We start from the raw sequence: 25,855 nt of genomic DNA on the forward strand, positions 1-25,855 counted from the left end.
CGATGACAACACAACTCCCAGGATCTAGGAGGTGTTGCGACCATGCCTGGAACCCACCACGACGAAAAGGGGTCAGATTTCAATCGACGTTGACAAGAGCAGCGGTTGATCATTCGTCGGATGCGCCGGCAAGGCCGGCAGGCAGAAGCATTCCCGAGTTGGAACATTCTGGGAGTTCCGTTGAGCACTGATGCCGGGAGGGGCATCAGTGCCAAGACCGATCTCCCGACAGCGCACGACACAGGTACACGGTCGCCCGTTCACGCTCCCGTTCTATCGTCGCATCAACCCGGTCCCAATCGATGGAACGGTCGACAACCGCAGCGGGAATGGCTGCTCCGGCTTCGACGATCCGATCCTCCAGGCCGAACAGATCCATGAGGCTCTCGAGCCTCGCAGCGCCCCGGAATGGATTGAGGATCGATACGAACGGCACGTGATGAATGATTGAGAGAGCGGTGCCGTGAAACGAATCAGTGATCACGAATCTGGCGGAACCAATCGCGCCGAGCCATGCTTCTACGCTCGGGCGGCGGAATTGCTCTCGGTGCCGTCGAAAGTCCCAGTAGGACCTCGGCGTTGGAGGCAATAGTGAGAAGGAAGCATCGCCGAGGTGGTTCATGATCCCGTTCACCGTCCGACGTGCCGCAGGGTTGTCGTCCAAGACATAGTCGATCACGCGGCCTTGGGGTTGAGGATCCACAGCTGTTGAGGCCAGCGAGATGTAACGTTCGGGCTCCACAAGAAAGGTGGGGTCGATCAACTGTTGGGCACGCAAGGCCCAGTTTTTCCAAACCAGATCCACACCTGATGCCTCGCGCACCGAGATCGCAGTCAACCTTTGCGCCAGTTCTGCGGTCTGAGCGATGAGACCTGCGCCGTAGTCATCGATGTCATCTCGACCAAACGACGCCGCATAGCTGAATCGCGGTCGGCCATCGTCTGGTTCCAAGAACTCGAAGAGATTCGGACGTGGATCTGCATATCGCCGACGCCATACCTGATCGCTCCCAACGATGAAGGCATCGAACGAGTCGACGAGCGCGGCATCAACCCGTTGGCGAGACACATACAGCGGAACGGAGCGGATGTGACGATCTGCGAAGGTTGCGACCCCCCTCCGGTCAGCATCCCGTGCAATTCGCGTGAGCCAACCAGGATTCCGGTACCCCAAGGCAACGATTACTCTTCGGGCGGCCTCCTTGAGTCGCTTCGACGAGTACTTGTCGAAACGATCGGCCCGATCAGCCATCGGGTTTGTACCAAGAACTAGAAGCGCTTGCTGAAGCGCGTAGGCCTGAAGGAGCCCTCCGTAATTGCCGCTCTCGAGCGGGAGAGAGCGGACGAGGACGCGGGGGTGGTATCGGTCACTCAACGACGGCTCCTTACTCACCACGAAGCGAACCGCCCCCTCCTGTGAATGCTCGAAGGATGACCTGGCGGGATACCTGGCGAGCCTGTCGCACTGCAAGTTGTCGGAGGAGGCTGAAGGAGGGTCACGCGGCTTGCACATCTGCGATCGAGATCAACGCCATACTTCCCACCATCGGGCATCTCGATCTCAAGCTTCCTGCCTATCAGCCCTCGCAGTCGGGGCGGATCGCCCGGACCGATCGATTCGGCACCGCACCAAGTAGCGACTGCGAAGACGTGAGATTCGAAGCGGGGTAGCCGCCCGGAAACGTAGGTCATGATGCGGTTTCGGTGTCCCAGGGCAGTTGGGACCACCGTTGTCTCGGGACGAGGTCCGGAGAAGCCCGCAATCCCCAGGAGGCGGGTGCTCGTACTGTCGTTAACCGCCCAGCCTCCAAACGAAACTGTTCTCTGCCGGGGGCTTCGGCTGAAGGAGGCAATATGGACCTGCCATCCCCCAGCAGTGAGCGACACACGCCGACTGCGCAGAAAACTCGGCAGAAGTATCACCCGATCGACCCGCTTGAGCAGCCGGTGGTAGTAACGGCCGAGCCGGCCTTCGTCGGTCGTCGAGACGGGTCGAAGAATGGCATCCGATGATGCCCAGGTGTCCCGACCCGCAGAAGCAACAATCCGTGATGTCGTCCACTCGTGCTTCCCGGCGGAGACTGTGAATGCATTGTCTCTCACGCCTTTCACCTCTGCTGGAGCAGTTGTGCTCGAGTACGCGAGCCGCCCGTACTGGCGGTCGTCGGCAGGATGCACTCTCAGCCCCCGCGACCTATCACTCCCGTGGTTGATCAACGCCACGCGTGCATCGTGGGGTGAGCGAACGACAAGGAACCCGGGAGTGGGCAACCACTTGGAGTGCCATCCAGCCTCGTCTGCGGCTGATCGGGAGGCAAGCGAGCCCGAGGCGGAATTCCAGAATGGACCGCCATCGGGGATCAACATGAAAACAAACCCCTTCGCCAACCAATAGGAGGCGAGCGCGCCGGAATAGCTTTCGACAATCGTTGCGTCTGGTTGAGTCCATCCGCGCAGCACGGTTTGCCGATCTGATTCCAACGACCAGCGCTGAGCGTAGAAGTCATACACGGACTCGATCAATCGGCGTCGATCAATCGAACCTTCTGGAGACACTCCCAGCAGATCCGCAATCCCCAGTGGCGCGCATATTGCAAACCTATAGGTGAGAGAGCGACCGAAGAAGACCGGACTTCCCTCGGCGGAAATGAGGAGCTCCAACTGTGGGAGAAAACGAGCAAGCCTCGTCCCGTACCGACTTCGAAGTCGCTCGTCTCTCGTCAAGAATGCGTACACGGGAAGGTAGAAGTGGAATGCAAAGGCGTTGTAGTAGTCAAACGTGCGGCTACCCCCATCGGAATACCACCCATCGGCTTGATACATCCTCTCCGCTGCACGGAGTGACGTTGACACCACACACTTCAGCCGATCCGGATCGATGCTCGTGAACCGGAGGAGAAACCCAGCAATCGGGAGGCTGAACAGCTGCCAGTTGTTGGTTGACTTCAGTGAGGGCTCCATCGATTCGACGAGGAAGGCCGCCAATTTCGATCGAACGGTTGCGTCAAGCGCCTGCCAGACCCGCGGGCTGATCCACATGGACAGCGCGATGGCGGATGCCTCCACACATACCTGACGAGACGCATCTGAGCGCGACCGCGAGACGTAGCGAGGCCACGCCACTGAGTCGTCAGGTCCGAGTCCTGCGCAGATCTCGTCCACGAAGAAGGCATCGGCGTCGTCCGATTGACAATCGGACGTGACAAGCGAGTGGAGAAGGAGTGCACGAGCAAGGCCCTCAAGACGGTCAACGCGCTTCCCGTGTTCACTCTCAGGGAACCACAGCGCGGGATTGCCCGGTTCGCTGAGCGCTCTGATCGCGCCGTCGCGGAGAGCCCTTCCCGTTTTGCGCCAGTCCTCCTTTGATCGGAACTGGGAGTGAGTGTTCGAGGACCAATCCGCTGCACTTGTCATCTGATCACAGTCTCCACGTGAGGATCATTTGACTTGAGCAGATTCATCCCGCGAGCGCAAGGGTCGCGACTCATCGATATCGCTCGCAGACCACGCGGACATCTGACACCATCGGAGACGTTCACCGAACTTCTTGCGACCACAGGTTGAATCCGTGACGAGACATGAAACGACGCATTGAGGTGTGTTATGAAGCGGACGCTGGCTACGACCGTCCGGAGATCGCTCATCGCGATACTCTCACCGATCGCTACGCTCGTCGTCGCGGGGTGGGTTCGCCCGCGCATTACTCGTCGCCTCCGCGGACGTCAGATGTCGGCAACCGACACCCTTATTGCCGTCCATCGCGAACGTCTCAGCCTTGCGCGGTTCGGGGACGGCGAACTCGGGATGATGCTGAATCCGAAGCTGTCGATTCCATTTCAGACGAATAGTCCGGACTTGGCACAGGATCTCAGAACCACACTCGCAGAGCCCGCGGAGAACCTGCTCCTGTGCTTACCGAGTACCTACAACCTGAAGCGCTCGGCAAATCCTCGGATGGCGGCCCGATGGTGGACGCGCCACGGATCGCGCATTCTCCAGCTCATTCCCGAGTCAGCCACTCGCTTCGGCGATCAAATGGTCTCGCGAATGTGGTTCTTCGAGGAGTACGGGCAGGACGCCGTACGTCTCTGGCGGGATATCTGGGACGGCCGTCAGGCGCTCGTTGTCACTGGGGAGGGATCTCGCTTTGAGCTTCTCGATGAGTTGTTTGACAACCTGCAATCTGCGGATTACTTGTTCTCGGTCGCCAAAGACGCCTACGCCGATCTCGATCGGGTAGTCGACGAAGTCCAGAAGCGAAGCCCCGATCTCGTACTGATCTCGCTCGGGGTCGCGGGCACCGTACTTGCTCACAGATTGGCCAGGGTGGGAGTCCAAGCGCTGGACATCGGCCACTTGTCCGCATCATGGAACTACGTCTATAAGGATGGCCAACGGCCGGAGGCCATGCCGGTCTGGACTGGTCAAGCGAACAACTGAGCGCACAATGAGGCAGGTAGCCTCAGATGGTTGTAGTGATCGTGGGGGGAGTCGCGTAACTATGGTGGTTGTCGGTAGTCCTTCGTTTCTGCGGCGTATTGCTGAGACGCTCAAACGTTTCGTGGGCTGGCAGCTACTGACGATGGAGTTTCTTCGAGACTCAGTCCGATACAAGCGCTTCGCGACGTATAGCGGAAGGCGTCCGTCACGGACGAGTGACACGCAACTCGAAGCGCAGCTCACGATGGCGTATCACAGCGTCGAGAAGGCCCTCTCCCTACGGTCACCTCGTCGACCGTTCGGAGCTTCTGTCGATGCTCGACTATCGCGGTATCTACCGGAAGCTCGAGCCCGCGCACCACAAGCCGCCTATGTCCAATCAGCGGCGGCCGCGCAAGAGGCACTGCACGACTGGAACGTTGGCAACGCGCTCGACGATGGGGTCGCGCCGTCGCCAACTCACTTGGCTGCGGAAGCTCGACTAGACGATCCATTCGCGTTCTTCACCACTCGCCACAGCGTCCGCAATTTTCAAGGCTCAATACCATCAGACGAGATCCTGAACACGGCGATCACGCTCGCAACACGGTCACCATCCGTGTGCAACAGGCAACCATGGCTCGTCAGGTTCTACTCAGGTGAAGCGAAGCGCGGGATACTCCGATATCAGGATGGCAACCGCGGCTTCGGTGATGAGATACCGAAGGTTGCTCTTGTTTCTGTCGACCTGGGATACTTCGTCGGACTTGGCGAGCGGAACCAGGCTTGGATTGAGGGTGGCATCTTCTCTTCGACGCTCGTATGGGCGTTGCACGCCCTCGGAGTCGATACGTGCATGCTGAACCTGAGTTTGCGCAACGGGCGCGCTCAGAAGCTACGAGCAGCAGCGGGAATGAGGCCGTCAGAAGTGCCAATTACGATGATCGCCATTGGATACGCATCGACTGGTGCTCGTGTTGCAAGATCTGTTCGACGACAGGAGACCGAGATCGTGAGATCTGCGTCATAGTTCGATCAGAGGATCCGCTACCGTGACTCTTCTGGTCAATACCATCACCCGGCACTTCACGCGCAACTACGGCTCATTCCTCCAGACGTTAGCGACCCAGGAGATACTCCGACGCGCTGGCGCGACACCACGTTTCATCGACTATCGTCAGTCGAACGTCGACGACACTGGATGGTCGATCGCATCACGAAGCACGGTACCGCGGTTCGGGCAGGTCGCCACGGCACTGTATGCGTCCGTTCGTCACTCGAATGCCCGCCACATGGGACGTGTGTTCGAGAGCTCGATACAGGAGAACCTGACACTTACGAGGGACGTCTACCGGTCGATTGGCGATCTGCGCGCGAGCGATGAGTTCGACGCTGCTTCGGCATACTGTGTTGGATCAGATCAGGTGTGGAACGTCATCCACACTCACGACAATGGGCCGTACTATCTTGAGTTCGCGCCGCCCGGGGCGCACAAGTTCAGCATCTCGTCGTCACTTGGGATGCAACGCCTGCCTAGCGCCGAAGAGGACCGACTCATTCACGCGCTGAGCACCTTTCGCGGCGTCAGCGTTCGTGAACAACAGACCGCCGAGTACCTGGCTGAACTGGGCATCGCCGCGCAGAGTCATGTTGATCCGACGCTCGGCGTGAGTAGATCATTCTGGAACGAGTTCGCGGGTGGAGGAGATGACGTGCAGTCCCCGTATCTGCTCGTCTACCAACTGAATCGAGGTCCGGTGTTCCCTTTGGTTGTGGAGGCGCTTTCAAAGAAACTTGGACTGCCGGTAGTCCGTGTCGAGTACTGGAGCCAGCACCGACGCGGCTCTGGCCGGAAGATCGTTCTTCCCGCGGCCCGAGACTTCGTGAGGCTGTTCCGCGACGCCTCATTCGTCGTTACCGACTCCTTTCACGGAACTGCTTTCTCAACGATCTTCGACCGCGACTTTGTCGTCGTGCCACCGCCGAGATTTGATGGGAGGATCAGATCGTTTCTGTCATTGACGGGGCGCACAGACCTGCTCGTCACAGAACCGGGTGAGGCGTTGGAGGCGGCGACCGCCGCGGCACCAACTCTCGTTATTCGCCGCATTCTCGATCATGAACGGCGGCGCCTTCAGGACTACGTAGGGTCGATGGTTGCCGCCGCTGGCGAACATCGATAACGGTGCGCACGGATTGTGGGACGCGCGCATGTGAAACGTCGCTCGCGGGAGTTCGTCAGACCGCGCCCTGCGTCGTCCATCGGTTTCGTCCTATGTGGCGGAAAGCTCGTTTTGCAGAGCGAGGTGCAATCTTCGCCGCAGCACACGTCACGAATGCGCGTCGATCACTCGCGCCTGTGAGCAAGACCTCACGCCAGGTCACCATGGTCGGGAGCTGCTTCGCGAGTTCGCTCGCGCCAGTCGGGTACCTCCAGGCTTCGCGCAGGGCACGCGCGATGATGCTACATCTGAAGCGGGCGTGCGCATGCCGAAACCTTCTCGTATTAGGAAATTGCCCGAGTGACGCAGCCGCGATCCCAAGCAGAACGAGAAAGTTCTGAGGTTGAGGATTGCCTCCGTTGCTGATGGAACCATCCCGTTGAACATAGGTATAGAGAACTTCGGGTACAGTGACAATGCGGCGCAGCTCCGGAAGCACCAGCAGTACGCCAGCGTGATCGGACTTCGAGCGCAGGGGCGGGAACGGGTTGAGGCCAAGCACATCGCGTCGGAACAACTTGTTCCAAAGTGCACCAGAACCGGCCAGCAGTGATTCGACGGCTTCGATGCCCTCCAAGACGTTCTCGTTCCGGTATCGCACCACGAACTCGTTGGATGACCAGTCTGAACCGAAACGATGGACGGCACTACATACGGCCAGATCGGCACTCCTTCTTTCGAGCGCGTCGACCGTTCGAGCCAAGAACCCATCGTCCCACGCGTCATCGACGTCGACGAACCAGACGTACGTCCCGGTCGCAAGAGCGAGGCCGTCATTGCGAGCGCTTGCGACCCCGCCATTCACCGGCAACTCGATTACGCGGACTCGCACGTCCTGCCTGGCTACTGACTGAGCAAGATCTCGAGTCCGATCCATTGAGCTGTCGTCGACAACGATCAGTTCGAAGTCGATGAACGTCTGGTCAAGAAGGCGCAACAGCGCTCCTTTGACGTACGACTCTGCGTTGTACACAGGCAGTATGATCGACACCTTCGGGTGCGATGCTGGCGTCATGTGGCCCCCCTTTCGGCGTTCCTTCTCCGCACACTAAAAACTGACACACCGAGCTCTTGATCGTTCGGCACCCGACCGTCGATGCGCGTGATCGTCGCCGTTGCGATCAACGGCGTAATTGCGTAGATCGCCATGAATGGAAGCACCTCAACCGATTGGTAGGCGAAGCTCTGGACGATTCCACCAAGCAAGCCCGCCCTAAACCAAGGCGCACCCGAGGGGGACGCGAAGACGCTGATGAGCATCAGCCCGTAGAAGGCCACGACCCCAGCGATTCCAAGGCTGATCAGAACTTGAAGAAGGCCGGATTCTGGAGAACCGACTCGGCCGAGAGCACCGAGATTGGATGAGATGTTGGAGTACTCACCGGCATGACTCCCGATGACCAAAGGAGAACTCGACCAGGTATCCAATATGCGCTGCCAAGCCGCGATTCGTCCTGGATTGCCGGAACCATCCGATCGGAAGATACTGAGAAACCGTTCAAGGTACGTGTCGACTGGGAGCCCAAGCGCGAGCACCACCGCCAGGACGGGCAACACGATAGCGACGCGAATCGCGGATCTGAGGCTCTTCGCAAGAACGACCCCGATTGCCAAGCCCACCAGCGTGATCACCATGCCCGAGCGTGAGTAGCTGACTATGGTGGCGAGGAACCCAGCGCACGCGACCACGAGATGCATTCGGCGGCGAGTTGTTGAATGAAGGCCAAGAAGGATGAACGAGAGCAATGACAGGGCAATTGGATAGTGAAGGAAGCTTCCTGTCATCGCCGACGGTCGCGCTGTATCTCGACGCGTACCGAAATCCACGCCCGAGAATACGTCGAGGTTCGCGAATTGCTGCAGCATCGCGACGGCGATCATGAGGAGGGTGACAACCACGATCGATGAGCCCAAACCCCGTGTCGTGGAGAACGAGAAACGTAGGCCTCCGTACACTGTCAGTAGCCCCCCGAAACCGAGCATCACAACGGCGTATGCTGTGGCGGTGCTCGCGCCTGCTGATTCAGATGACGCGAGGACTGATAGGAGAGCAACGACTATCAGAGCCCAGAAGAGCGCTAGGGCGACCCCGAGATAGCCGCTAGATCGTGGTCGGTGGCGTGTCAGAAGCACAAGAGTGAATACGGCAACCGCCGCCGCTTGTATGGCGTAAGCAGCGGTCTTGCCGACAACAATCTCGATCAAACCCCGGCTGGTAACGGCAACAAGCATCAGGAACAAGGCGGTGGAGGGGAACGAGCGCGCCGGTTGATCGGCGGCCACTGCAACGCCACGAGTTCGCTCCACAGCCCGCGACCGACCAGTCAATCGACTGCTCCATCCACCGCCGGCTTCTTCGCCATCGGACGGTTTCTCGTAGCATTTGCGACACTGTGGCTCACCGAAGTAAGAGCGAAGCGCAGCCAGATTCCCATCGACACGATCGCGTCTGCCAGCCGGTGACCGCTGCTCACATGATCGAGATAGAAAATCTCCATGCTGCGGTGGAAGTGGTAGTTCAGCCGCATTGGCCGCCGCCCGCCTGTGCTACCACCCTTCAGATGGTGGGCGACCACGGTGCCATCGTAGACGACGCGCCAGCCCGCCGAATGAAAACGGGCGCACCAATCGAGGTCCTCGCCGTACATCCAGTACTTCTCATCGAATAGACCAACCTCATCCATCGCACGTGCACGTACCAGCATGAACGCGCCGTTAATCGCGTCGACGTCAGCAATGGAGTTCTCGTCCACGTCAGGCCTGACGTACGCCGACCCGCTGCGCCCGATTGCCTTGAGGAGGAAGTACTTCGCGGCCGTCATCGGGGAAGGGAAGGACCGTTTGGATGCGTGATCGAGCGTGCCATCGGCCGTCAACAGCCGGCAGCCCAAGACGCCGATGCTCTGCTCGTTGGCCATGACGGACATCAGGTGGTCTAGGGTGCCCGCCTCGATCTCGGTATCCGGGTTGAGCACGAGAACAAACGGTGCCGTCGTCGCGCGCAGGGCCGCATTGTTCGCCACAGCGAAGCCATCGTTGTGTTCGCGAGCGATGACAAGGACCTCCGAATAGTCGCCCCTGACCACGTCGAGTGTGCTGTCGGGAGAATCGTTGTCGACGAGCAGTACGCGCATCTCACAGGACGGCCGGTGGCGGAAGAGGCTGTCCAGACATTGCCGAATATGGGCTTCGCTCGCGTAGGTGACGATCACCACATCTAGCCCGCAATCGATGGCCAAACCGCCCCCCTCCGGCGCGTTACGAGTCGTGGTGACTCCGCACGCGCAGTGGCGTTGGGAGCGCTGACCCGCCACTCGCAGCCTAGCTGCTACCCGCGCGGGCGGGTCGAGTCTGCGTCGGATCCGGGAAGTGCGACTCGAGCCGTCCGACGTGGGGACTGTCAGGACAACGGTGGATCTGGATCTGGCCTGACCGAAAGGAAGGGCGATGACCGATGTCATCGAGATGATCGATCCTGTGGCCGGAGAGATCATCGATCAGCAGCAGATCGCCGCGCAGTTGCTCGCGCAGGCGAAGGAGCAGGGCGTGAGCCTGGTCGGCCCGGGTGGGCTGGTCGGGAACCTCACCAAGACGGTCTTGGAGACCGCGCTCGAGGCCGAGATGACCGAGCACCTCGGCTACGAGAAGCACGGCGCCAGCGAGGGTGACAACGCCCGCAACGGCACCCGGTCCAAGACGGTGCTCACCGCGGTTGGCGCGGTTCAGATCGACGTGCCGCGGGACCGTGACGGGTCGTTCCAGCCGAAGATCGTCCGCAAGCGGCAACGCCGGCTGGACGGGATCGACGAGATCGTGCTGTCGCTGACGGCGCGGGGGCTGACCACGGGTGAGGTGGCGGCGCACTTCGACGATGTTTACGGCGCGAGCGTGAGCAAGGACACGATCTCGAAGATCACGGACAAGGTCATCGAGGAGATGACCGAGTGGCAGAACCGCCCGTTGGACCGGGTCTACCCGGTGGTGTTCATCGACGCGATCGTGGTGAAGGTCCGGGACGGGCAGGTGCGCAACAAACCGTTCTACGTCGCTGTCGGCGTCACCACAGCCGGGGAGCGCGAGATCCTCGGGATCTGGGCCGGCGACGGCGGCGAGGGTGCGAAGTTCTGGCTGGGCGTGCTCACCGAGCTGAAGAACCGCGGCGTCGAGGACGTCTGCATCGTCGTCTGCGACGGGCTGAAGGGGCTGCCCGAGTCGATCACCACCACGTGGGAGCTCGCGGTCGTGCAGACGTGCATCATCCACCTGATCCGCAACACCTTCAAGTTCGCGTCCCGCAAGTACTGGGACCAGATCGCCCGCGACCTGCGGCCGGTCTACACCGCCCCGACCGAGGCCGCCGCGAAGGCAAGGTTCGAGGAGTTCGCGGAGAAGTGGGCGAGCATGTATCCCGCGATCCGCAAGCTCTGGGAGAACGCCTGGAGCGAGTTCATCCCGTTCCTGGACTACGACATCGAGATCCGCCGCATCATCTGCTCGACGAACGCGATCGAGTCTCTCAACGCCCGCTACCGACGAGCGGTCAGGGCTCGCGGGCACTTCCCGAACGATGCCGCCGCGCTGAAGTGCCTCTACCTCGTGACCCGCTCGCTTGACCCCACCGGGCGAGGACGGGCACGCTGGGTCACGAGGTGGAAGCCGGCGCTGAACGCGTTCGCGATCACCTTCGAAGGCCGCATCAACTGAAATGCGCCAGACCAGATCCACCGTTCATCGGACACACCCCGAACCCGGGATTCCAGAGCGGATATGAAGTACTCCGTGATGCCATCATTCTTGGACGAGCTGCTCATCTCGTTGGCGGTCACAGCAACGTGACTGTGGCTGCGTTACTGCTGGGTAGATCGGGCATAACGTCGACCGACGTTGCACCCGCCAAAGACGGCAGGTTTATCCATCGGCTGTCGCGCGTGCTCGTTCCGGGGAGTGCGGTTCTGGTGGTGCGAATCGTCTATGCTGTGTCGTTCCCGATGCGCCGCGTATATCGTAGGTCTGTGCAACCGATCAAGCACTGGTTGACAGCCTCCTGAACTGTGCCGTTGTCACCGCAGCCCCGCCAGGTTCGCCTGGAGCGCAAAGTCGGGCACAGCGTCGACGACTTCGTCGAACGTGCCCTGCGCCACGAGTCGGCCGTCGCGGAGGAAGCACACGAGGTCGGCCGACATGACCGTCGCGAGGCGGTGAGCAACCTGAATCACCGTGACTTCGCCTGCCAGTTGTCTGATCGCCTCCGAGACGGCGGCTTCGGTGGTGGTGTCGAGCGCGCTCGTGGCCTCGTCGAGCACGAGCACCTTGGGTGAGGTGTACAGCGCGCGGGCGATGCCGAGTCGTTGCCGCTGACCGGCAGAAAGGCGCAGACCGCGTTCTCCGATTCGGGCGTCGAGCCCGCCCGGCCTGGACTCGATCGTGTCGAGCAGTTGAGCGCGCTGGAGCGCCTCGCGGACCCGGTCGGGGTCGGGGTCGTCGGTCCACGTGAGGGCGACGTTCTGCGCGACGGTCGCGTCGAACAGGATGACGTCTTGGGGGACGTATCCGATCGAGGGGCCCCACGAGTCGACGAGTCGGTTGATGGGCACCCCGTCGATGGCGACGGTGCCGATGTCGGGCTCGATGAGGCCGAGGATGACGTCGACCAGGGTGGACTTGCCGGCGCCGGAGGCGCCCACGAACGCCACTGAACTACCGAACGGGATCTGCAGCGAGACCTCCTCGAGAGCTGCGTGCGACTTGTGGTGGAAGCGTACCCCGACCCGGTCGATCTCGATCGCTCGGGGGTGCGGCGGCAGGGTAACCCCGGTGGGTTGGCTCGGTCGGGGGCGATCGGATGCCACGAGGAGTTCGTCGACCACTCGGCGAGCCTGCGGCTCGGCGTACTGCAGGGAGTTCGCGATCGATTGAACCCGGATGACCGACGGCGTCAGCCGAAAGCCGGCCAAGCCGAACACCGCGATCGAGAACAGGGCGTAGTCGGGGCCACCGATGGCGAGGGCGGTTCCACCGATCAGCGCGAACCCGCCGATGATCGCGGCCTCGACGACGTACCGCGGGGATTGCGAGAGATACTGCACCTTCGCGAACGCGGTCGCTGCCGCGCGCCTGGTTCGGCCGACGACCTCGCTGACTTCGTCGGTTTTTCCGCGGAGCACGATCTCTTTGAACGCGCCGATGATCTCGGTGATGAGCCGCGCCTCCGCGAGTTGGTTTTCGTAGACGACACGCCCGGCGCGACGGGTGCGCTTCGCGATCCAGAAGAGCAACAGCGCGCCGACGATCGACATGTAGACCAGGGCGAGCGCGGCGGCCCAGGGCTGCACCGCCGCGAGCACGATGATGACGGCGAGCAGCGTCGTAAGTTCGCCGAGCAGCTGGGTCGCTGGCAGGACGAACTGGAACACTGTCGTGCGAACACTGACCCCAGTGAGGCTCACGACCTCGGATGAGTGCTTCGAGAGCCGCTCGCGCCAAGGGGCACGCAGGTAGGCGGTGAAGAGTTGCTGTGCGAGGTACGCGTCGTAGTGTGCGCTCCGCCGGCTCGCCCAGCGGAGCAGGAAGATCGCTGCGACGCTCTTCGCTACGATGAGCAGGCACATCACCGCGAGGGTGACCACGATCGCTCCGCCGCTGAGTTCGCCGATGACCGGGAGCTCTGCGACCCCTCCACCGCTGAGCGGCGTGAGCACAGCCACGAGCAGCACGACGGCGAACCCGTCGAGCAGCGCCAGACCACCCTGCGCAATCGCATACGCGGTGAAGAATCGGCCGGCGCCCTGGGGAAGCACCGACACGACAGCTCGAAGCGTCGCCAGCACCGACTTCACGCGATACACCCCCCAGCGCGATTCCGTCCGATTGGCCGCCCGGAACCGCTTCCAACCTGCCACATCGTCGCACAAGAGTCCGAGGGCGCGCGGGATCTCCTCTGCTCACTTCGGCCACGAGTTGTCGGTACAGCTGAGATCGGCGGGCTGCGCGCGTCACATTGCCGCCGACCGGCACCCGGCTACCCTGAACCTCGTGACCCCTTCGACCGTCACCACTCCCGGGGCATCCGTGGACGCCCGGCAGCGCAGCCCGCGCCGCCGCCGCTGGATCTGGGTCACGCTCGTCATCCTGCTCGCGGTCGTGATCGCCCTGGCGGCCTGGGTCGGCATCCGTGCGTTCCTCGCGAAGGGCGAGCTCGAGGCCGCGGTGCCGCTCGTCGACACAACCCGCCAGCACATCATCGATGGCGACACGCAGGCTGCCGAAGCATCCGCCCGTGTGCTCGCCGGCCACGCCTCAGAGGCCGCCGCCCTTACCGGCGACCCGGTCTGGCGCGTCGCCGAGCTGCTGCCGTGGGCGGGGGTGAATCTCGAGGGCATGCAGGTGATCGCGGCATCCGTCGACCGGGTGGCATCGGGTGCCGTGACGCCGCTTGCCTAGGGCGTGTCTGACAATTGGATCATTGTCCGGCTGAGAGGCTTGACGCGTGTCGCGGTTTCAGGTGCTCTCGGATGCTCAGTGGTCGTTGATCGAGGGGATGCTGCCGCGCCCGACGGGTCGTAAGGGTCGGCCGTTCTCGGATGCGCGGACGATGGTCGAGGCGATCATCTACCGGTATCGGGCGGGGATCGCGTGGCGGGATCTGCCCGAGGTGTTCGGGCCGTGGCAGACGGTGTGGACCTGGCATCACCGGATGGCGACGGAGGGCACCTGGGAAAAGGTGCACGCGAAGTTGACGGCCGCGGCGGATGCGGCCGGGCTGGTGGATTGGTCGTTGTCGGTGGAGTCCACGATCGCCCGCGCGCATCAGCACGCGACGAACACGACGCGCCTCACAGGGGGCTGGGTCGAACTACACGAATCTGCGGGAAGAGCCGCCTGATCACGCCATCGGCCGCTCCCGCGGCGGCTTGTCGACAAAGATCCATCAGCTCGTGGACGGCAACGGGCTGCCACTGGTCACGCTGATCACGCCTGGTCAGGCCGGCGACTCGCCGATGTTCCTGCCGCTGATGGCACACCTCCGCGTAGGACGTGAGACCGGTCGGCCACGTACCCGGCCGGACGCGGTGCGCGGCGACAAGGCGTACTCGTCCCGCGCGATCCGCTCCCACCTCCGCGACCGCGGGATCAAGGCCGTCATCCCCGAGCCCGACGACCAGAAAGGCCACCGCAAACGTCGAGGATCACGCGGCGGACGACCGGTCGGGCTGGACGCCATCGACTACGAGAACCGCAACGTGATCGAACGCCGCTTCTGCCACCTCAAACAATGGCGCCGCCTGGCCACCCGATACGACAAGCACGCCGTCACCTACCGCGCCGCAGTCCTCCTCCACAGCATCATCGCCTGGACCCAGCAATTGTCAGACACGCCCTAGGTCGCGGCGTCGCTCGACCCGGCGGCGTTCCGTCCGCATGCGGGCCGCATCGACCCGGCACCGATCCTGGCGCTGCAAGCGTGACGCGCTCGACTCGGGCCGCCTCGCCGACCCGGACATCGACCTGATCGGCCCGATCGCCGAGGCCCGCGACGAACTGGTCGCGCTGCTGGCCGATACCGGCGCGATCGTCGACGCGCTCGACCGCGCCACCCGGCTGCTGCCGGCGGTGCTCGGCGCCGATGGGCCGCGGAACATCCTGCTGCTCATCCAGAACAATGCCGAGCTGCGCTCGACGGGCGGTGTGCCGAGCGCGCTCGCGCTCATCCACGCCGAGGGCGGCGCCCTCAGCCTCGCGGCGCAGGCCGACTCAGGCGACACCGGCCGCTTCGACCCGATCGTGACCGAGCTGCCCGTCGAGTCACGCGCACTGTGGGGCAACAACCCGGCACGCTACATGCAAGATGTCGCGTTCCTGCCGCAGTTCCCGCTCGGCGCGCCCATCGCCCGCGAGATGTGGCGGCAGCGGTTCGGTGTCGAACCCGACCTCGTCGTCGCGCTCGACCCGGTCGTGCTCTCGCACGTGCTCGAAGCGACCGGACCGGTGACGATGTCGACCGGCGACGTGCTCGAAGCGGGCACGGTGGTGCAGCGGCTCCTCGCCGACGTCTACGCCCGCTACCCGAACCCTGCCGATCAGGACGCGTTCTTCGCCGGCGCGGCCGCCGCGGTGTTCGAGGCGGTCGCGGGCGGCTCGGCCGGCGCCGCCGACCCGCGCCCTGATCGGCGCGCTCGCACGGTCGGGCGACGAGCGGCGCATCCTGATCTGGAGCGCGGATGCCTCGGAGCAGGCGATTCTCGAAGACACCACGCTCGCCGGCGGTTTGCCCCGAAGCGGCGACGACCGGCAGGCGTTCGGGGTGTACCTCAACGACATGACCGGGTCGAAGATGGACACGCGTCTCGCCGTCGAGATCGCCGCCGGCTCGATGACGTGCCGCGGCGACCGGCTCGCCGAGTACGCGATCGACGTCACCCTCACGAACACCGCGCCCGCCGACGCGGCGACGAGTCTGCCCGGGTATGTGACCGGTGGCGGCGGCTTCGGCACACCGGCCGGATCGATCAGCACCTCGGTGCACGTGTACAGCCCGCCGGGCACCTACAACCTCGGGGTCTCGCAGGGGGGTGCCCCTATGTGTTCTGTCAAGCGGCGACGGGTTGGGTTCGGGCGGGGACTTCGTAGAGGGTGCCGTCGCGGAGCATGGCGTAGAGGACGTCGGATCGGCGTCGTGCGAGTGCGATGAGGGCCTGGTTGTGGCGTTTGCCCTGGGCGATCTTGCGGTCGTGGTAGGCGCGCGACTCAGGGTCTCGCAAGGCGGCGAACGCGGATAGGAACATCGCGCGTTTGAGGGTCTTGTTGCCTCGTCGGGAGGGGTGCTCCCCGCGGATCGAGGATCCCGATCGACGGGTCACGGGCGCGAGTCCGGCGTAGGCGGCCAGGTGCCCGGCGGTCGGGAAGGCTTTGCCGGTGATCTCGGTCAGGAGTCTGGCTGCGGTCCTGACGCCGACTCCGGGCATGCTCGTCAGGACGGGGTGAAGAGGGTGGGCCGCCACGAGCTGCTCGACCTCGGCGGCGACGTCTTCGCGTTGCTGGCGTAGGCCGGCCAGCTGCTCGGCCAGGCGCGGCAAGACGGTGCCGGCCGCGTTCGTGCCGAGGACGACCACGGTCTGTTGCCGCAGTGCCTGGATGAGTTCGCCGGCCCATTCGCGACCCTTGCGGGGTGCGAGTTTGATGAGCCGGTTCCCGAGGCGTTTCTCTCCGGCCGCGGTCATCGCGGCCGGGGTCGGGTAGTGCTGCAGCAGGTCGAGGGTCGCGGGGTGATCCAGCTTCGGGCCGATCACCCGCTCGAGTGCGGGATGGATCTGGGTGAGCAGGCCGCGGATGCGGTTGCTGGCCTGCACGATCTGTCCGGCCAGGTCGTCGTCGAAGCCGCACAGCATCGACAGTTCCGCGATCTGCTCGTCGGCGACCTGGATCGAGCGCAGCGTATGCGGCATGGTTCTGGCGGTCTCGGCGATGATCAGCGCGTCTCGGGCATCCGTCTTGGCCTCGCCGGGGTGCAGGTCCGCGATGCGGCGCATCGCCAGGCCTGGCAGGTAGCCGACGAGTGCACCGGCGGCCTGGGCGACGGCGACCGGTAGGGCACCGATCGTGGCCGGCTGGTCGACGACGAGCAGTACCGGCCCGCGGCCCCTGAGCTCGTCGATCAGCGTCCGCAGTCGGGTCTCGTCGTTGGGCAGCGGCTTGTCGAACAGTCGCGTCCCGGCACGGTCAAGGGCTACGGCGTGGTGTTCGCCCTTCCCAACGTCGAGTCCGATGAAGACTTCGACGTCCGTGTGCCCGGTGATTCCTGTGTTCACGTGCCCCCTCCGTTCATTCGTGATCGACGCCGGCCAGCGCACGGCAGCGCGTCTCGGCATCCACGTTACGAACGGCCTCGGCGACGTCCCGGGCCCAGCCCCTATCAGCGATCACACGCTGCCAGACCAGGCCCGGTGACAACACCCCCCAGATCATGCGTTCGACAGGGGGCAACAATCATGCCGGGCCCGGCTGGCCGTCACCCCACAGCATCCCGGCTACGGGGCCGAGAAGAAAGCAACGGGGGGATGACCCCCCAAGTGCATGATCACCGTTCGGTGCGGCGCGAAAGGGGTGCATCCGATGTTCCGAAAGTTCTTCGCCGCAACAGCCATTGCGGCAGCCGCGTTTGCTCGCGGTTCCCACAGCTGCCCAAGCGCAAGCCGGGTACACCGCCCAAGGGCCGTCGGTGACCACGAACGTCGGCACGTCGGTGACCTTGACGTTCACCGGGTTCCCGCCGAACACGCCATCGACGGCGACCGCGCCCGACGCGGTCACCCTGAGCGTCATCAAGGCCAGCATGTTCTCGAGGCCCACGGATGCCGCGGGGTCGGTGTCGTACACGGCGAGTTCCACCACGCCCGGCACCTCCACCATCACCGTGACGGCGGGGCAGGTCGTCGCAACGGGCACGCTGACAGTGGTGCCCGCTGACGCCGGAGCCGGCACCGGTGATCGGGCACTGATGGGCACGGGCTTCGACCTGCCGGTGCTCTGGATCTGGATCGGCGGCGGCGCCCTCATCCTCGGTGCGGCGCTCATCGTGGTGCTGACGACGGTGCGCAGGGCGCGGAAGCATGCCTGACCTGATCAGGGATCTCGACCGGCTCGCTCAAGGAGCGAGCCGGTCGACTCGTGCCGACTCGCGTGAACGTGCCGACACGCCCGCCGCACCGCGCACCCTTCCGAAACCCGCCCGCGCTCGTCAAGATGGCAGTGCAGGTGCAACAGCCGGCACGTGCGGGTTGCGGCGACAGGAGACTTCATGGGCGAGATCGCGGTAGGGGTGAGCGGGGCCGGGCCCGCGACCGAGCGGGCGGTTCGGTGGGCGGCTGAGCGGGCGGCGGCACTGGGGAGCCCGTTGCGGCTCGTGCACGTGGTCGACTCCGCGATCGAGGCGACGGGCGATGCGCTCGGCAGCGCTGCTGAAGAGTTGCTCGACGAGGCGCTTCCTACCCCCGAGCTTGGGATCGAGCGCCGGGTTGTGGCCGGCGCCCCGGTCATTGCGCTCGTCGATAAGGTGGCGAAAAGGAAGCCAGCATCCGACGGGTCGATGACGTGAAACACCCTATTCTCCCATGGGAGGCGCCGCGATACGGGATCGATTGGCTGCGGACTGTCCGGCGACCCCGGCGCGAGCGTGTCTTCCTGCAAGGGTCAGGCCGTTCATTCAGCTATGTCGGAATGCGCACCCTCCATAACATCGGCAATCACGTCTTTGCGGTTGCGAATGCGGTTCGCCTTGCTGAGCGCTTAGGGGCGGGGACCGTCGTGCTTCCGCAGGATTCCATCTTCAATCCCGGTTCTGTTGGTGCGATTGAACTCACTAAGGCGCGCGTTCCCGATGGCGCAACCGGCATCTTCGGATCGTTCTTCTATTTCGATTCACTCGGCTTCACGAGAACGACGCTCGAGAGAGCACGTGTGTTGCTCGCACTGCGGGACCGGCTCCCGGAGCAGCAACAGTCGGAGGATTTCGTGCTGCATCTTCGAGCAGGAGACGTGTTTCGGCCTCGTCCACACCCACGGTACGCGCCGCCTCCTCTGGACTACTACCTTGCTGCAATCGAGAAGACCGCACCTGCTCGTGTTGTTGCCGTAACCCAGTCCCATGACCACCCGTATCTAAGGGTTATTAGCCTCCACTGCCGATCGCAAGGAATCGATTTCTTGGAGGTGAACGGGTCTGCCGAGGCCGATTTTCACCGGCTTAGATCTGCGAGAACTCTCTGTGTGTCTCAGGGCACGTTCGCGGTTTCGGCCGCATGGTTGTCGAAGAACTGCGATTCGCTGCTGCAGTTCGACCAGGGTCCGTTGCCCCCCTATACGACGTTCTACCCCGAAATATCCCAGCAACTCGGCATTCACGTTGCATTGGCAACTGCAACTGGCCACCCGAGGGAATGGCATGGCACCGCGGCGGAACTGGTCGAACTCATGTCTCGCCGAAACCGCATTGACTGGACTTCCTACGGCCCTGATTGAAGGCCAAGGACTCCAGCAGTAGTCTGGACGCGCTGAAAGCCAGAACTGTGCTGGGGACACAAGAACCATGCGCCCACGTCGCCGCTCCCTCCGCGTTCGTGGCCTGAAGGTGTCCTTGTGATGGCCACGGCGCGCCTGCCAAGCTGAGGCGATGAGCGACATCCTGGAGCGGTTCGGGGTCACCGAGGATCTCGTGGCGGGATCGCTGCGTGCATCCGGGCTCAGTCCCCGCACCGCCGATCGTGCGACGGACGTCACGAGAGCAAGTCTTGAGCGAGCTGTCGAACTGATCACTCCAGTGCGCTGCGGCATCCCGCTCATGCGGATCGGGCCCAAGCGCGACGGCGGATACCTGGTGCCCGATGACCTCGATGGCATCGAGGCATGCTTTTCACCGGGAGTGGCGAACTTCAAGGATTTCGAGGATGACCTCGCACGGCGGTTCGGCGTGAAGTCGTTTATGTGCGACTACACCTCAGACGTCGAACTGCTGAGAACACCGCTGATCGATGGCCTTCAGCGGTTCGAGAAGAAGTGGCTCGATGTGGGCCCGAGCGAGAACAACCTCGACATCAACGATTGGGTCAGAGCGAACTCTTCACCTGGCGCGGATCTGTTGCTCCAGATGGACATTGAGGGAGCCGAGTACCGCAACCTGCTTCACGCGACCGATGAGACGTTGTCGAGGTTCAGGATCATTGTGCTCGAGGTGCACTCATTGCAGCTCCTATTGGAGTCCGAGTTTCTCTACGGCATCTTCTTACCCGTGTTCGAGCGGCTCGCCAGGCACTTCGTGTGCGTTCACGCTCATGAGAACAACTGCTGCACGAGCACGAAGCTGGGTCCAGACCTCATCGTTCCGAATGTGCTCGAACTCACGCTTCTACGACGGGATCGCGTACGGAATACGCCAGTTGAGGTGCAACTGCCACATGCCATGGATGCGCTCAACGTCGTTTCGAGGCGTCGACCTCGGCATCTCAAGGGCGCTATTCGGAGAAACGCGGACGTCAGAGCCTCTCGACGGAATGCACGACGGCTGAGTGCGAGGTGGGCGGTGCTCTATGGCCCGCATCTCGTGTTTCGGAGAATCCCCCGCCGCATCGTCCGCGCCATGCGATCCCGCGCGTGACACGCGCAAAGCGCTGGCACCACGGCCCTCATCGCGTGATGATGGATGCAGGCGACAGGAGACTTCATGGGCGAGATCGCGGTAGGGGTGAGCGGGGCCGGGCCCGCGACCGAGCGGGCGGTTCGGTGGGCGGCTGAGCGGGCGGCGGCACTCGGGAGCCCGTTGCGGCTCGTGCACGTCGTCGACTCCGCGATCGAGGCGACGGGCGATGCCGAACTGCTGCTGGCGGCGCAGTCGAGCGCACGTGAGTCGCTCGCGGTCGCGCATGACGTCGTCGATGCGGTGGCTCCGCAGCTGGAGGTCATCGACGATCTCGAGCAGGGCAACTCGGTCGAGGTGTTCGAACGCATCTCGCGCGGCGCCGACCTGCTCGTGGTGGGCAGTGACTGGCACGGCGGCAAGCGGCCGAGCCGGCGCGGCGTGCACAGCCTGCGCATCGCTGCGGCGAGTGCGGCGCCGGTCGCGGTGATCCCCGACGTCGACGTCACCGGGCGGCGCGGCGTGGTCGTGGGGGTGGACGGGTCGGAGGTCTCCGACCGGGCGCTCGCGTTCGCGGCTGTTGAGGCCGAGCGCCGCGGCGAACCGCTCATCGCGGTGCACGCGTGGGACATCGCCGTCATGGTCGGCGGCGAGTACGGCTACGGCGTGGCGATGGTGGGCGCGGACGCGCTCGGCAGCGCCGCCGAAGAGGTGCTCGACGAGGCGTTGCGCACGACGGCCGCCGCCCACCCCGACCTCGAGATCGAGCGCCGGGTGGTTGCCGGTGATCCGGTGGCGGCGCTCGTCGAAGAGGCGGTGCATGCGTCGCTGATCGTGGTGGGCAGCCACGGCCGGGGTGCGCTGGCCCGGTTCCTGCTGGGGTCGGTGAGCCACGGCGTGCTCGCCCACCTCGAGGTTCCGACCATCGTCGTGCGTTGAGCGATCGGAGCGGATCCGAGGCATCCGGCGAAGACGAACGGATGCCACGAGCCTCCGCCTCGAACGCGGGGCCCGAGACATCCGGGCATCCGCTCGTGCCGCTGCCGCGACGCATCGACGGCGTCGACATCGCGCGCGGGCTCGCGCTCGTGGGCATGTTCGTGGCGCACGTCGCCCCGCCCGCGGCGACCGCCGAGGCGGCCGCGCTGATCGCGATCGCCGACGAGCGCCCGCGGCTGCTGTTCGCGCTGTGCGCGGGGTTCGGGCTGGGGTTCCTCACCGGGGGAACCCGGCCGGTGCCCGCCGGGCCGGGCGGCGCCCGGCGCAGGCTGCGCGTGCAGCTCGCGATCCGCGGGCTCATCCTGATCGTGCTCGGCCTCGTCATCACGGGCGGGCTGCGGCCGCTCGTGTTCGTGATCCTCGACGTGTACGGCGTCGCGTTCCTGCTGATGCTGCCGCTGCTGTTCCTGCGTCCGTGGGTGATGCTCGCGGTCGGCAGTGCGCTGCTCGCGGTCGCTCCGGGCCTCGCGGTGCTCGCGAGCCGCACCCAGTGGGTGGCCGACGCGCGTGCGGCGGGCTGGGCGCTGCCGGTCGACTGGTTCGTGTCGGGGGCGTACCCGGTGGTCGAGTGGGTGCCGATCATGCTCATCGGGCTCGGGTTGGCGCGGCTCGGCGCGACCCGGCCGACGGTCGTCGCGTGGACGGCGGGAGTCGGGGCATCCGTCATGCTGCTGCTGCTCGCCCCCGCGACCGCGCTGCTCGATCGTTCGTCGGCGCTCGACGGCGCGCTCGCGGGCGCGGCGAGCGCCGCGCAGGCCGACGCGATGCACGCCGAGGCGCTGTACTCGGCGGCGCTCGGCGAGTCGCTGCGGGCGGTCGCGAACGTCGGCTTCGCCGCGCTCGTCGTGGCGGTCGCGGTCTGGCTCACCGCGCTCACCTGGCCACGGGTGCGACAGGTCGCGGGGCTGGTGCTCTCGCCGTTCGCCGCGATGGGGTCGATGCCGCTGACCATCTACACGGCGCACCTGGTGGTGATCGCCGGGTCGATCCGCGTCGAGGACGGCCGCTTGACGGATGACTCGTGGCCGCTGCTCATCGGACTCATCGCCGGCAGCATGGTGTTCGCGCTGCTCTGGCGGCGGTTCGTGGGGCGCGGGCCGCTCGAGGAGGCGATCCGGCTCGCGAGCGGTCGGGCGCGGGTGCGGTGAGGGCGGGGCCGCCGCCGGCGGGCTGCCCCGAACCGACACCCGATGGGCACGTGCCCGTAACACGAGCTCGGTAGCGTGACCTCACGGTGGGCGGCCTCCGGTCGCGCGCCGCACCGAGCACGGAAGGTTCGCATGTCGCGCATCATCGCCTCCGCCCGTCGGCTGCAACGACGCATTCGCGCCGGGTTCTCGCCGCGGTTGCACGCGGCCATCGCCCGCGCGGTGCTCGCCGATCCGCCTGAGGCGCGGGCGGGATCGGGGGCGGGGTCGGCACGGCAGGTCGTGATCGCCCCGCCGGGCGGCGGCAACATCGGCGACGCCGCGCTCGTGGGCGCCTACCTCGAGCACGTCGAGGGCGACGTCGTCGTGGTGACGCGCCGCGCCGACGACTTCGACCTCAGCTCCTACGGCGAACGGGTGCAGGTGCTGCCGATGCCGATGCTGCTCTACGGCGGCACCCTGCAGTTCGCGCGCGGGCTGCGCCGGCTGCGGGCGCATGTCGCGCGCGGCACGACGGTCGCGGTGCTGGGTGCCGACATCATGGATGGCGCGTACCACGCCGCAGCCTCGGCCAACCGGGCGCTGATCGCGGCGGGTGCGGCCGAGGCGGGGCTCGACAGCCGCATCGTCGGGTTCAGCTGGAACACGGCACCGCACCCGAAGGCACGGTGGGCGATGCGGCGGGCGGCCGAGGCGGGCGTGCTGCTCACGCCGCGCGACCCGGTGTCGGCGGGGCGGTTGGGCGGGGATGTCGCGGGGTCTCGAGGCGCGTCCGACTCGGTCGGGCACTCCTCGGCCGGCGGGAGCCCGGACCGCGGCGGTGTCGTGCTCGCCGCCGATCTCGTGTTCACCGCCCGCTCGCTCGCGCCGCTGCCCGACGACCTCGCGCGCGCGCTCGACGGCGCCGAGCGCATCGCGCTCGTCAACGTCAGCGGGCTGATCGCCGCGCACGTGCCCGCCGGGGCGAACGCCGCCGTGGTGCACGACCTGCTCGAGACCTGCGACCGGGTGGTGATCGTGCCGCACGTGTCGCGGCCCGGGGCCGACGACCTGCCGCACTGCCGCGACCTGGCCGATCGATTCGCGGGCGATGAACGCGTCGTGCTCGTCGACCGGCTGCTCGCGCCGCCGCAGGTGCGCGAGCTCGCCGCCCGAGCCCACATCGTGATCACCGGTCGCATGCACCTCGCGGTGATGTCGCTGATGGCCGGCGTGCCGGCCGTGACGATCGCCAGCCAGGGCAAGGTGGAGGGCCTCATGGCCCTGTTCGACCTGCCGGCGCTGTGCGTCGAACCCGGAGCCGCGCTCGCCGCCGAGCTGCCGTCACGACTCGCGAAGGTGCTCGCCGACCGCGACGAGATCGCCGCCCGCATCGCCGAGCGCCTGCCCGCGGTGCGCTCGCTGGCCGAACGCAGCTTCACGGCGACGCCGGTGTTTCATCAGGGTGAACACCTCGTTTCCACCTGACGGCGACCCCGCGACGACGGCGCGGCCCGTGTCATGCTGTCGATGAGGCAGCGCGACATCCGAGGGGGAGTGCGCCGGGGATCCGGCTCCTTCCGCGGTGTCTCCCACGCATCGATTCGCCGTCGAATCCTCGAGACGGGTCCCGCGAACAGAGGAGCAGTCGGATGTCCGAGATCAGCCGCCGATCGGTGATCGTCGGTGCCGCCGCAGCCGCCGCGACCGTGGTGGTCGGCGTCGGCGCGGCAGTCGGCATCGGTGCGCTCGCCGACGGCGGTGCCGACACCGGCGCGAAGAGGTCCGCGCCGCCGACTCCGGAGCCCGCCGAGCCCGCTCCGCTCGCCGACGCGGTCGACGCCGTGGACGCGAGCGGCGCGCCCGCGCGGGTGCCGTCGTTCGGCCCCAACGGCACGCACTGGCCGGCGCACACGCCGGTGCCCGGCGGGCCCGGCGTGCGAACCGTCGACGTCGACTGCACCTGGAAGGCGATCGGCGCCGCCATCGCCGCCGCGACCGACGCCGACATCGCCCAGGGCCTGCACGTGCGCGTGCGACCGGGCGCGCTGCCCGGCTTCGGCGCCGCCGCCAGCGCGGCCCCCGTGCTCGCGAACCTCGGCAAGGCGACGTGGCCGAAGAACGTGCTGGTGAGTCCGCGCGACGGCTGGGGCACCGTCACGATCGCCGACTCGATGCGCCTCGATCGCGTGCTCGGCGTCACCTTCGCGCGCTTCACGGCCCGATTCATCCTGCTCACCGACTGCTCGCGCACCTGCGTCGCGCAGACCAAGGTGCAGACCGGCCTGCGCATCACGGCCTCGAAGACGGATGTCACGCAGTGCGACGTGTACGAGGTGGTCATGCCCGACTCGCGCATCGACACGAACGATCCGTTCGGCTACGCGACCGGCGAGGGTGCGTCGCTCTCGGCATCGACCTGGGAGGGATGCTACATCGCACCCGTGTTCCGCCCGGCCGGCGGCGATCAGCACCTCGACGCGCTGCAGATGTACGGGCGCGGGTTCACCCGCGGCCTCACGGTGCGCGACTCCGTGGTGTTCGGCGGGCTGAACTGCGCCCTGCAACTCGGCGGGCCGCACCCGAACGACCCGAACCTCGGCACGCCCTACTTCACCCTCGACCACTCCATCGCCGCAGCCCAGCTGTTCGCGGTGCGCACCCGGTATCCCACGCCCGACGGCGCGCACCAGGCGACCCTCGCGCAGGCGATCAACGGCACGGGGGAGCCGGGCCAGCTCTACGCCTACGACTCGCTCGTGCTCGGCTCGCTCTACGACACCTCGTGGGGCGAGGTGCAGCGCTCGGCGACCTCGTACCTGAAGGCGCGATCCAAGAACCCGTCGCGATCGGGCGGATGGAACGTCGACCCGTCGCTCTCGGAGTGGAGCGCCGCCGACATCGACGCCCTCGCACCTCGGCCCACCGACGACCTGCTGGCGCGCATCTGGCGCTGACCCCGT

General features: G+C 65.3%; 22 protein-coding genes. 15 read left to right on the forward strand and 7 right to left on the reverse strand.

The annotated features are described in order from the left end of the window. Nucleotides 1–205 precede the first annotated feature (205 nt). Both MTO99_RS00485 and MTO99_RS19105 read right to left on the reverse strand, forming a co-directional pair. Nucleotides 206–1,396, reverse strand: coding sequence for a polysaccharide pyruvyl transferase family protein (locus tag MTO99_RS00485; protein ID WP_354002500.1), 1,191 nt, complete (start codon nucleotides 1,394–1,396; stop codon nucleotides 206–208). After that, nucleotides 1,390–3,414 carry a DUF2264 domain-containing protein gene (locus MTO99_RS19105; protein ID WP_354002501.1) on the reverse strand — a complete coding sequence of 675 codons (2,025 nt, stop codon included), beginning with the start codon at nucleotides 3,412–3,414 and terminating at the stop codon, nucleotides 1,390–1,392. Before MTO99_RS19105 ends, MTO99_RS00485 begins: the two co-directional genes overlap by 7 nt. Before the next feature lie 312 nt (nucleotides 3,415–3,726). Between MTO99_RS19105 and MTO99_RS00490 the strand changes: the two genes are divergently transcribed. The 3 genes from MTO99_RS00490 to MTO99_RS00495 all read left to right on the forward strand — a co-directional run bounded on the left by MTO99_RS00490 (nucleotide 3,727) and on the right by MTO99_RS00495 (nucleotide 6,602). Beyond that, nucleotides 3,727–4,440, forward strand: a complete 714-nt coding sequence (locus tag MTO99_RS00490; RefSeq protein WP_243556008.1) for a GT-D fold domain-containing glycosyltransferase — start codon at nucleotides 3,727–3,729, stop codon at nucleotides 4,438–4,440. A 244-nt stretch (nucleotides 4,441–4,684) separates the two neighbouring features. Beyond that, a complete protein-coding gene (locus MTO99_RS19110) occupies nucleotides 4,685–5,449 on the forward strand; it encodes a nitroreductase family protein (protein WP_354002502.1) in 765 nt (254 codons plus the stop codon). Between the two features lie 22 nt (nucleotides 5,450–5,471). Beyond that, complete coding sequence (locus MTO99_RS00495; RefSeq protein ID WP_243556010.1) at nucleotides 5,472–6,602, forward strand: polysaccharide pyruvyl transferase family protein; 1,131 nt, start codon at nucleotides 5,472–5,474, stop codon at nucleotides 6,600–6,602. A 55-nt stretch (nucleotides 6,603–6,657) separates the two neighbouring features. Here the strand turns inward: MTO99_RS00495 and MTO99_RS00500 are convergent, their stop codons facing one another. The 3 genes from MTO99_RS00500 to MTO99_RS00510 all read right to left on the reverse strand — a co-directional run bounded on the left by MTO99_RS00500 (nucleotide 6,658) and on the right by MTO99_RS00510 (nucleotide 9,880). After that, nucleotides 6,658–7,656, reverse strand: coding sequence for a glycosyltransferase family 2 protein (locus MTO99_RS00500; RefSeq protein WP_243556012.1), 999 nt, complete (start codon nucleotides 7,654–7,656; stop codon nucleotides 6,658–6,660). Then, on the reverse strand, nucleotides 7,653–8,540 hold the full coding sequence (locus MTO99_RS00505; RefSeq protein ID WP_243556014.1) for an O-antigen ligase family protein: 888 nt from the start codon (nucleotides 8,538–8,540) through the stop codon (nucleotides 7,653–7,655). Before MTO99_RS00505 ends, MTO99_RS00500 begins: the two co-directional genes overlap by 4 nt. Before the next feature lie 425 nt (nucleotides 8,541–8,965). Continuing rightward, a complete protein-coding gene (locus tag MTO99_RS00510) occupies nucleotides 8,966–9,880 on the reverse strand; it encodes a glycosyltransferase family 2 protein (RefSeq protein WP_243556016.1) in 915 nt (304 codons plus the stop codon). A 226-nt stretch (nucleotides 9,881–10,106) separates the two neighbouring features. On the opposite strand from MTO99_RS00510, the gene MTO99_RS00515 reads away from it, so the two are divergent. Further along, complete coding sequence (locus tag MTO99_RS00515; protein ID WP_243558862.1) at nucleotides 10,107–11,345, forward strand: IS256 family transposase; 1,239 nt, start codon at nucleotides 10,107–10,109, stop codon at nucleotides 11,343–11,345. Nucleotides 11,346–11,701: 356 nt separating this feature from the next. On the opposite strand, the gene MTO99_RS00520 is transcribed toward MTO99_RS00515, so the two are convergent. After that, on the reverse strand, nucleotides 11,702–13,444 hold the full coding sequence (locus MTO99_RS00520) for an ABC transporter ATP-binding protein (protein WP_243556017.1): 1,743 nt from the start codon (nucleotides 13,442–13,444) through the stop codon (nucleotides 11,702–11,704). A gap of 229 nt (nucleotides 13,445–13,673) precedes the next feature. On the opposite strand from MTO99_RS00520, the gene MTO99_RS00525 reads away from it, so the two are divergent. The 3 genes from MTO99_RS00525 (at nucleotide 13,674) to MTO99_RS00535 (ending at nucleotide 16,268) form a co-directional block, all read left to right on the forward strand. After that, nucleotides 13,674–14,081 (forward strand): hypothetical protein, encoded by a 408-nt coding sequence (locus MTO99_RS00525; protein WP_243556019.1) that lies wholly within the window; start codon nucleotides 13,674–13,676, stop codon nucleotides 14,079–14,081. 46 nt (nucleotides 14,082–14,127) lie between these two features. Beyond that, nucleotides 14,128–15,022 (forward strand): IS5 family transposase gene (locus MTO99_RS00530; RefSeq protein ID WP_243556021.1). Its coding sequence is split into 2 segments (ribosomal slippage): nucleotides 14,128–14,478 and nucleotides 14,480–15,022, totalling 894 coding nucleotides; the frame shifts between segments, so codons are not numbered across the junction. A gap of 37 nt (nucleotides 15,023–15,059) precedes the next feature. After that, entirely contained in the window at nucleotides 15,060–16,268 is a 1,209-nt protein-coding gene (locus MTO99_RS00535; protein ID WP_243556022.1) for a DUF4012 domain-containing protein, read from the forward strand. Here MTO99_RS00535 and MTO99_RS00540 read toward each other — a convergent pair. Next, entirely contained in the window at nucleotides 16,229–17,506 is a 1,278-nt protein-coding gene (locus MTO99_RS00540) for an IS110 family RNA-guided transposase (RefSeq protein ID WP_435520779.1), read from the reverse strand. The genes MTO99_RS00535 and MTO99_RS00540 overlap by 40 nt on opposite strands. Nucleotides 17,507–17,856: 350 nt before the next feature. Between MTO99_RS00540 and MTO99_RS00545 the strand changes: the two genes are divergently transcribed. The 8 genes from MTO99_RS00545 (at nucleotide 17,857) to MTO99_RS00580 (ending at nucleotide 25,849) form a co-directional block, all read left to right on the forward strand. Beyond that, nucleotides 17,857–18,255, forward strand: coding sequence for a hypothetical protein (locus MTO99_RS00545; RefSeq protein ID WP_243556024.1), 399 nt, complete (start codon nucleotides 17,857–17,859; stop codon nucleotides 18,253–18,255). A 180-nt stretch (nucleotides 18,256–18,435) separates the two neighbouring features. Next, nucleotides 18,436–18,732 (forward strand): universal stress protein, encoded by a 297-nt coding sequence (locus MTO99_RS00550; RefSeq protein ID WP_243556026.1) that lies wholly within the window; start codon nucleotides 18,436–18,438, stop codon nucleotides 18,730–18,732. A gap of 122 nt (nucleotides 18,733–18,854) precedes the next feature. Next, nucleotides 18,855–19,655, forward strand: coding sequence for an O-fucosyltransferase family protein (locus MTO99_RS00555; protein ID WP_243556028.1), 801 nt, complete (start codon nucleotides 18,855–18,857; stop codon nucleotides 19,653–19,655). 151 nt (nucleotides 19,656–19,806) lie between these two features. Beyond that, complete coding sequence (locus MTO99_RS00560; protein WP_243556029.1) at nucleotides 19,807–20,787, forward strand: class I SAM-dependent methyltransferase; 981 nt, start codon at nucleotides 19,807–19,809, stop codon at nucleotides 20,785–20,787. A 66-nt stretch (nucleotides 20,788–20,853) separates the two neighbouring features. Beyond that, complete coding sequence (locus MTO99_RS00565; RefSeq protein WP_243556031.1) at nucleotides 20,854–21,705, forward strand: universal stress protein; 852 nt, start codon at nucleotides 20,854–20,856, stop codon at nucleotides 21,703–21,705. A 41-nt stretch (nucleotides 21,706–21,746) separates the two neighbouring features. Further along, the gene (locus MTO99_RS00570; protein ID WP_243556033.1) at nucleotides 21,747–22,913 is read left to right on the forward strand and encodes a heparan-alpha-glucosaminide N-acetyltransferase domain-containing protein; all 1,167 of its coding nucleotides are present in this window, start codon (nucleotides 21,747–21,749) and stop codon (nucleotides 22,911–22,913) included. A 132-nt stretch (nucleotides 22,914–23,045) separates the two neighbouring features. Continuing rightward, on the forward strand, nucleotides 23,046–24,380 hold the full coding sequence (locus tag MTO99_RS00575; protein WP_243556035.1) for a polysaccharide pyruvyl transferase family protein: 1,335 nt from the start codon (nucleotides 23,046–23,048) through the stop codon (nucleotides 24,378–24,380). 164 nt (nucleotides 24,381–24,544) lie between these two features. Continuing rightward, a complete protein-coding gene (locus tag MTO99_RS00580) occupies nucleotides 24,545–25,849 on the forward strand; it encodes a hypothetical protein (RefSeq protein ID WP_243556037.1) in 1,305 nt (434 codons plus the stop codon). The last annotated feature ends 6 nt before the right edge of the window (nucleotides 25,850–25,855 follow it).

It is taken from the genome of Agromyces larvae (genome assembly GCF_022811705.1).
Lineage (GTDB): Bacteria > Actinomycetota > Actinomycetes > Actinomycetales > Microbacteriaceae > Agromyces > Agromyces larvae.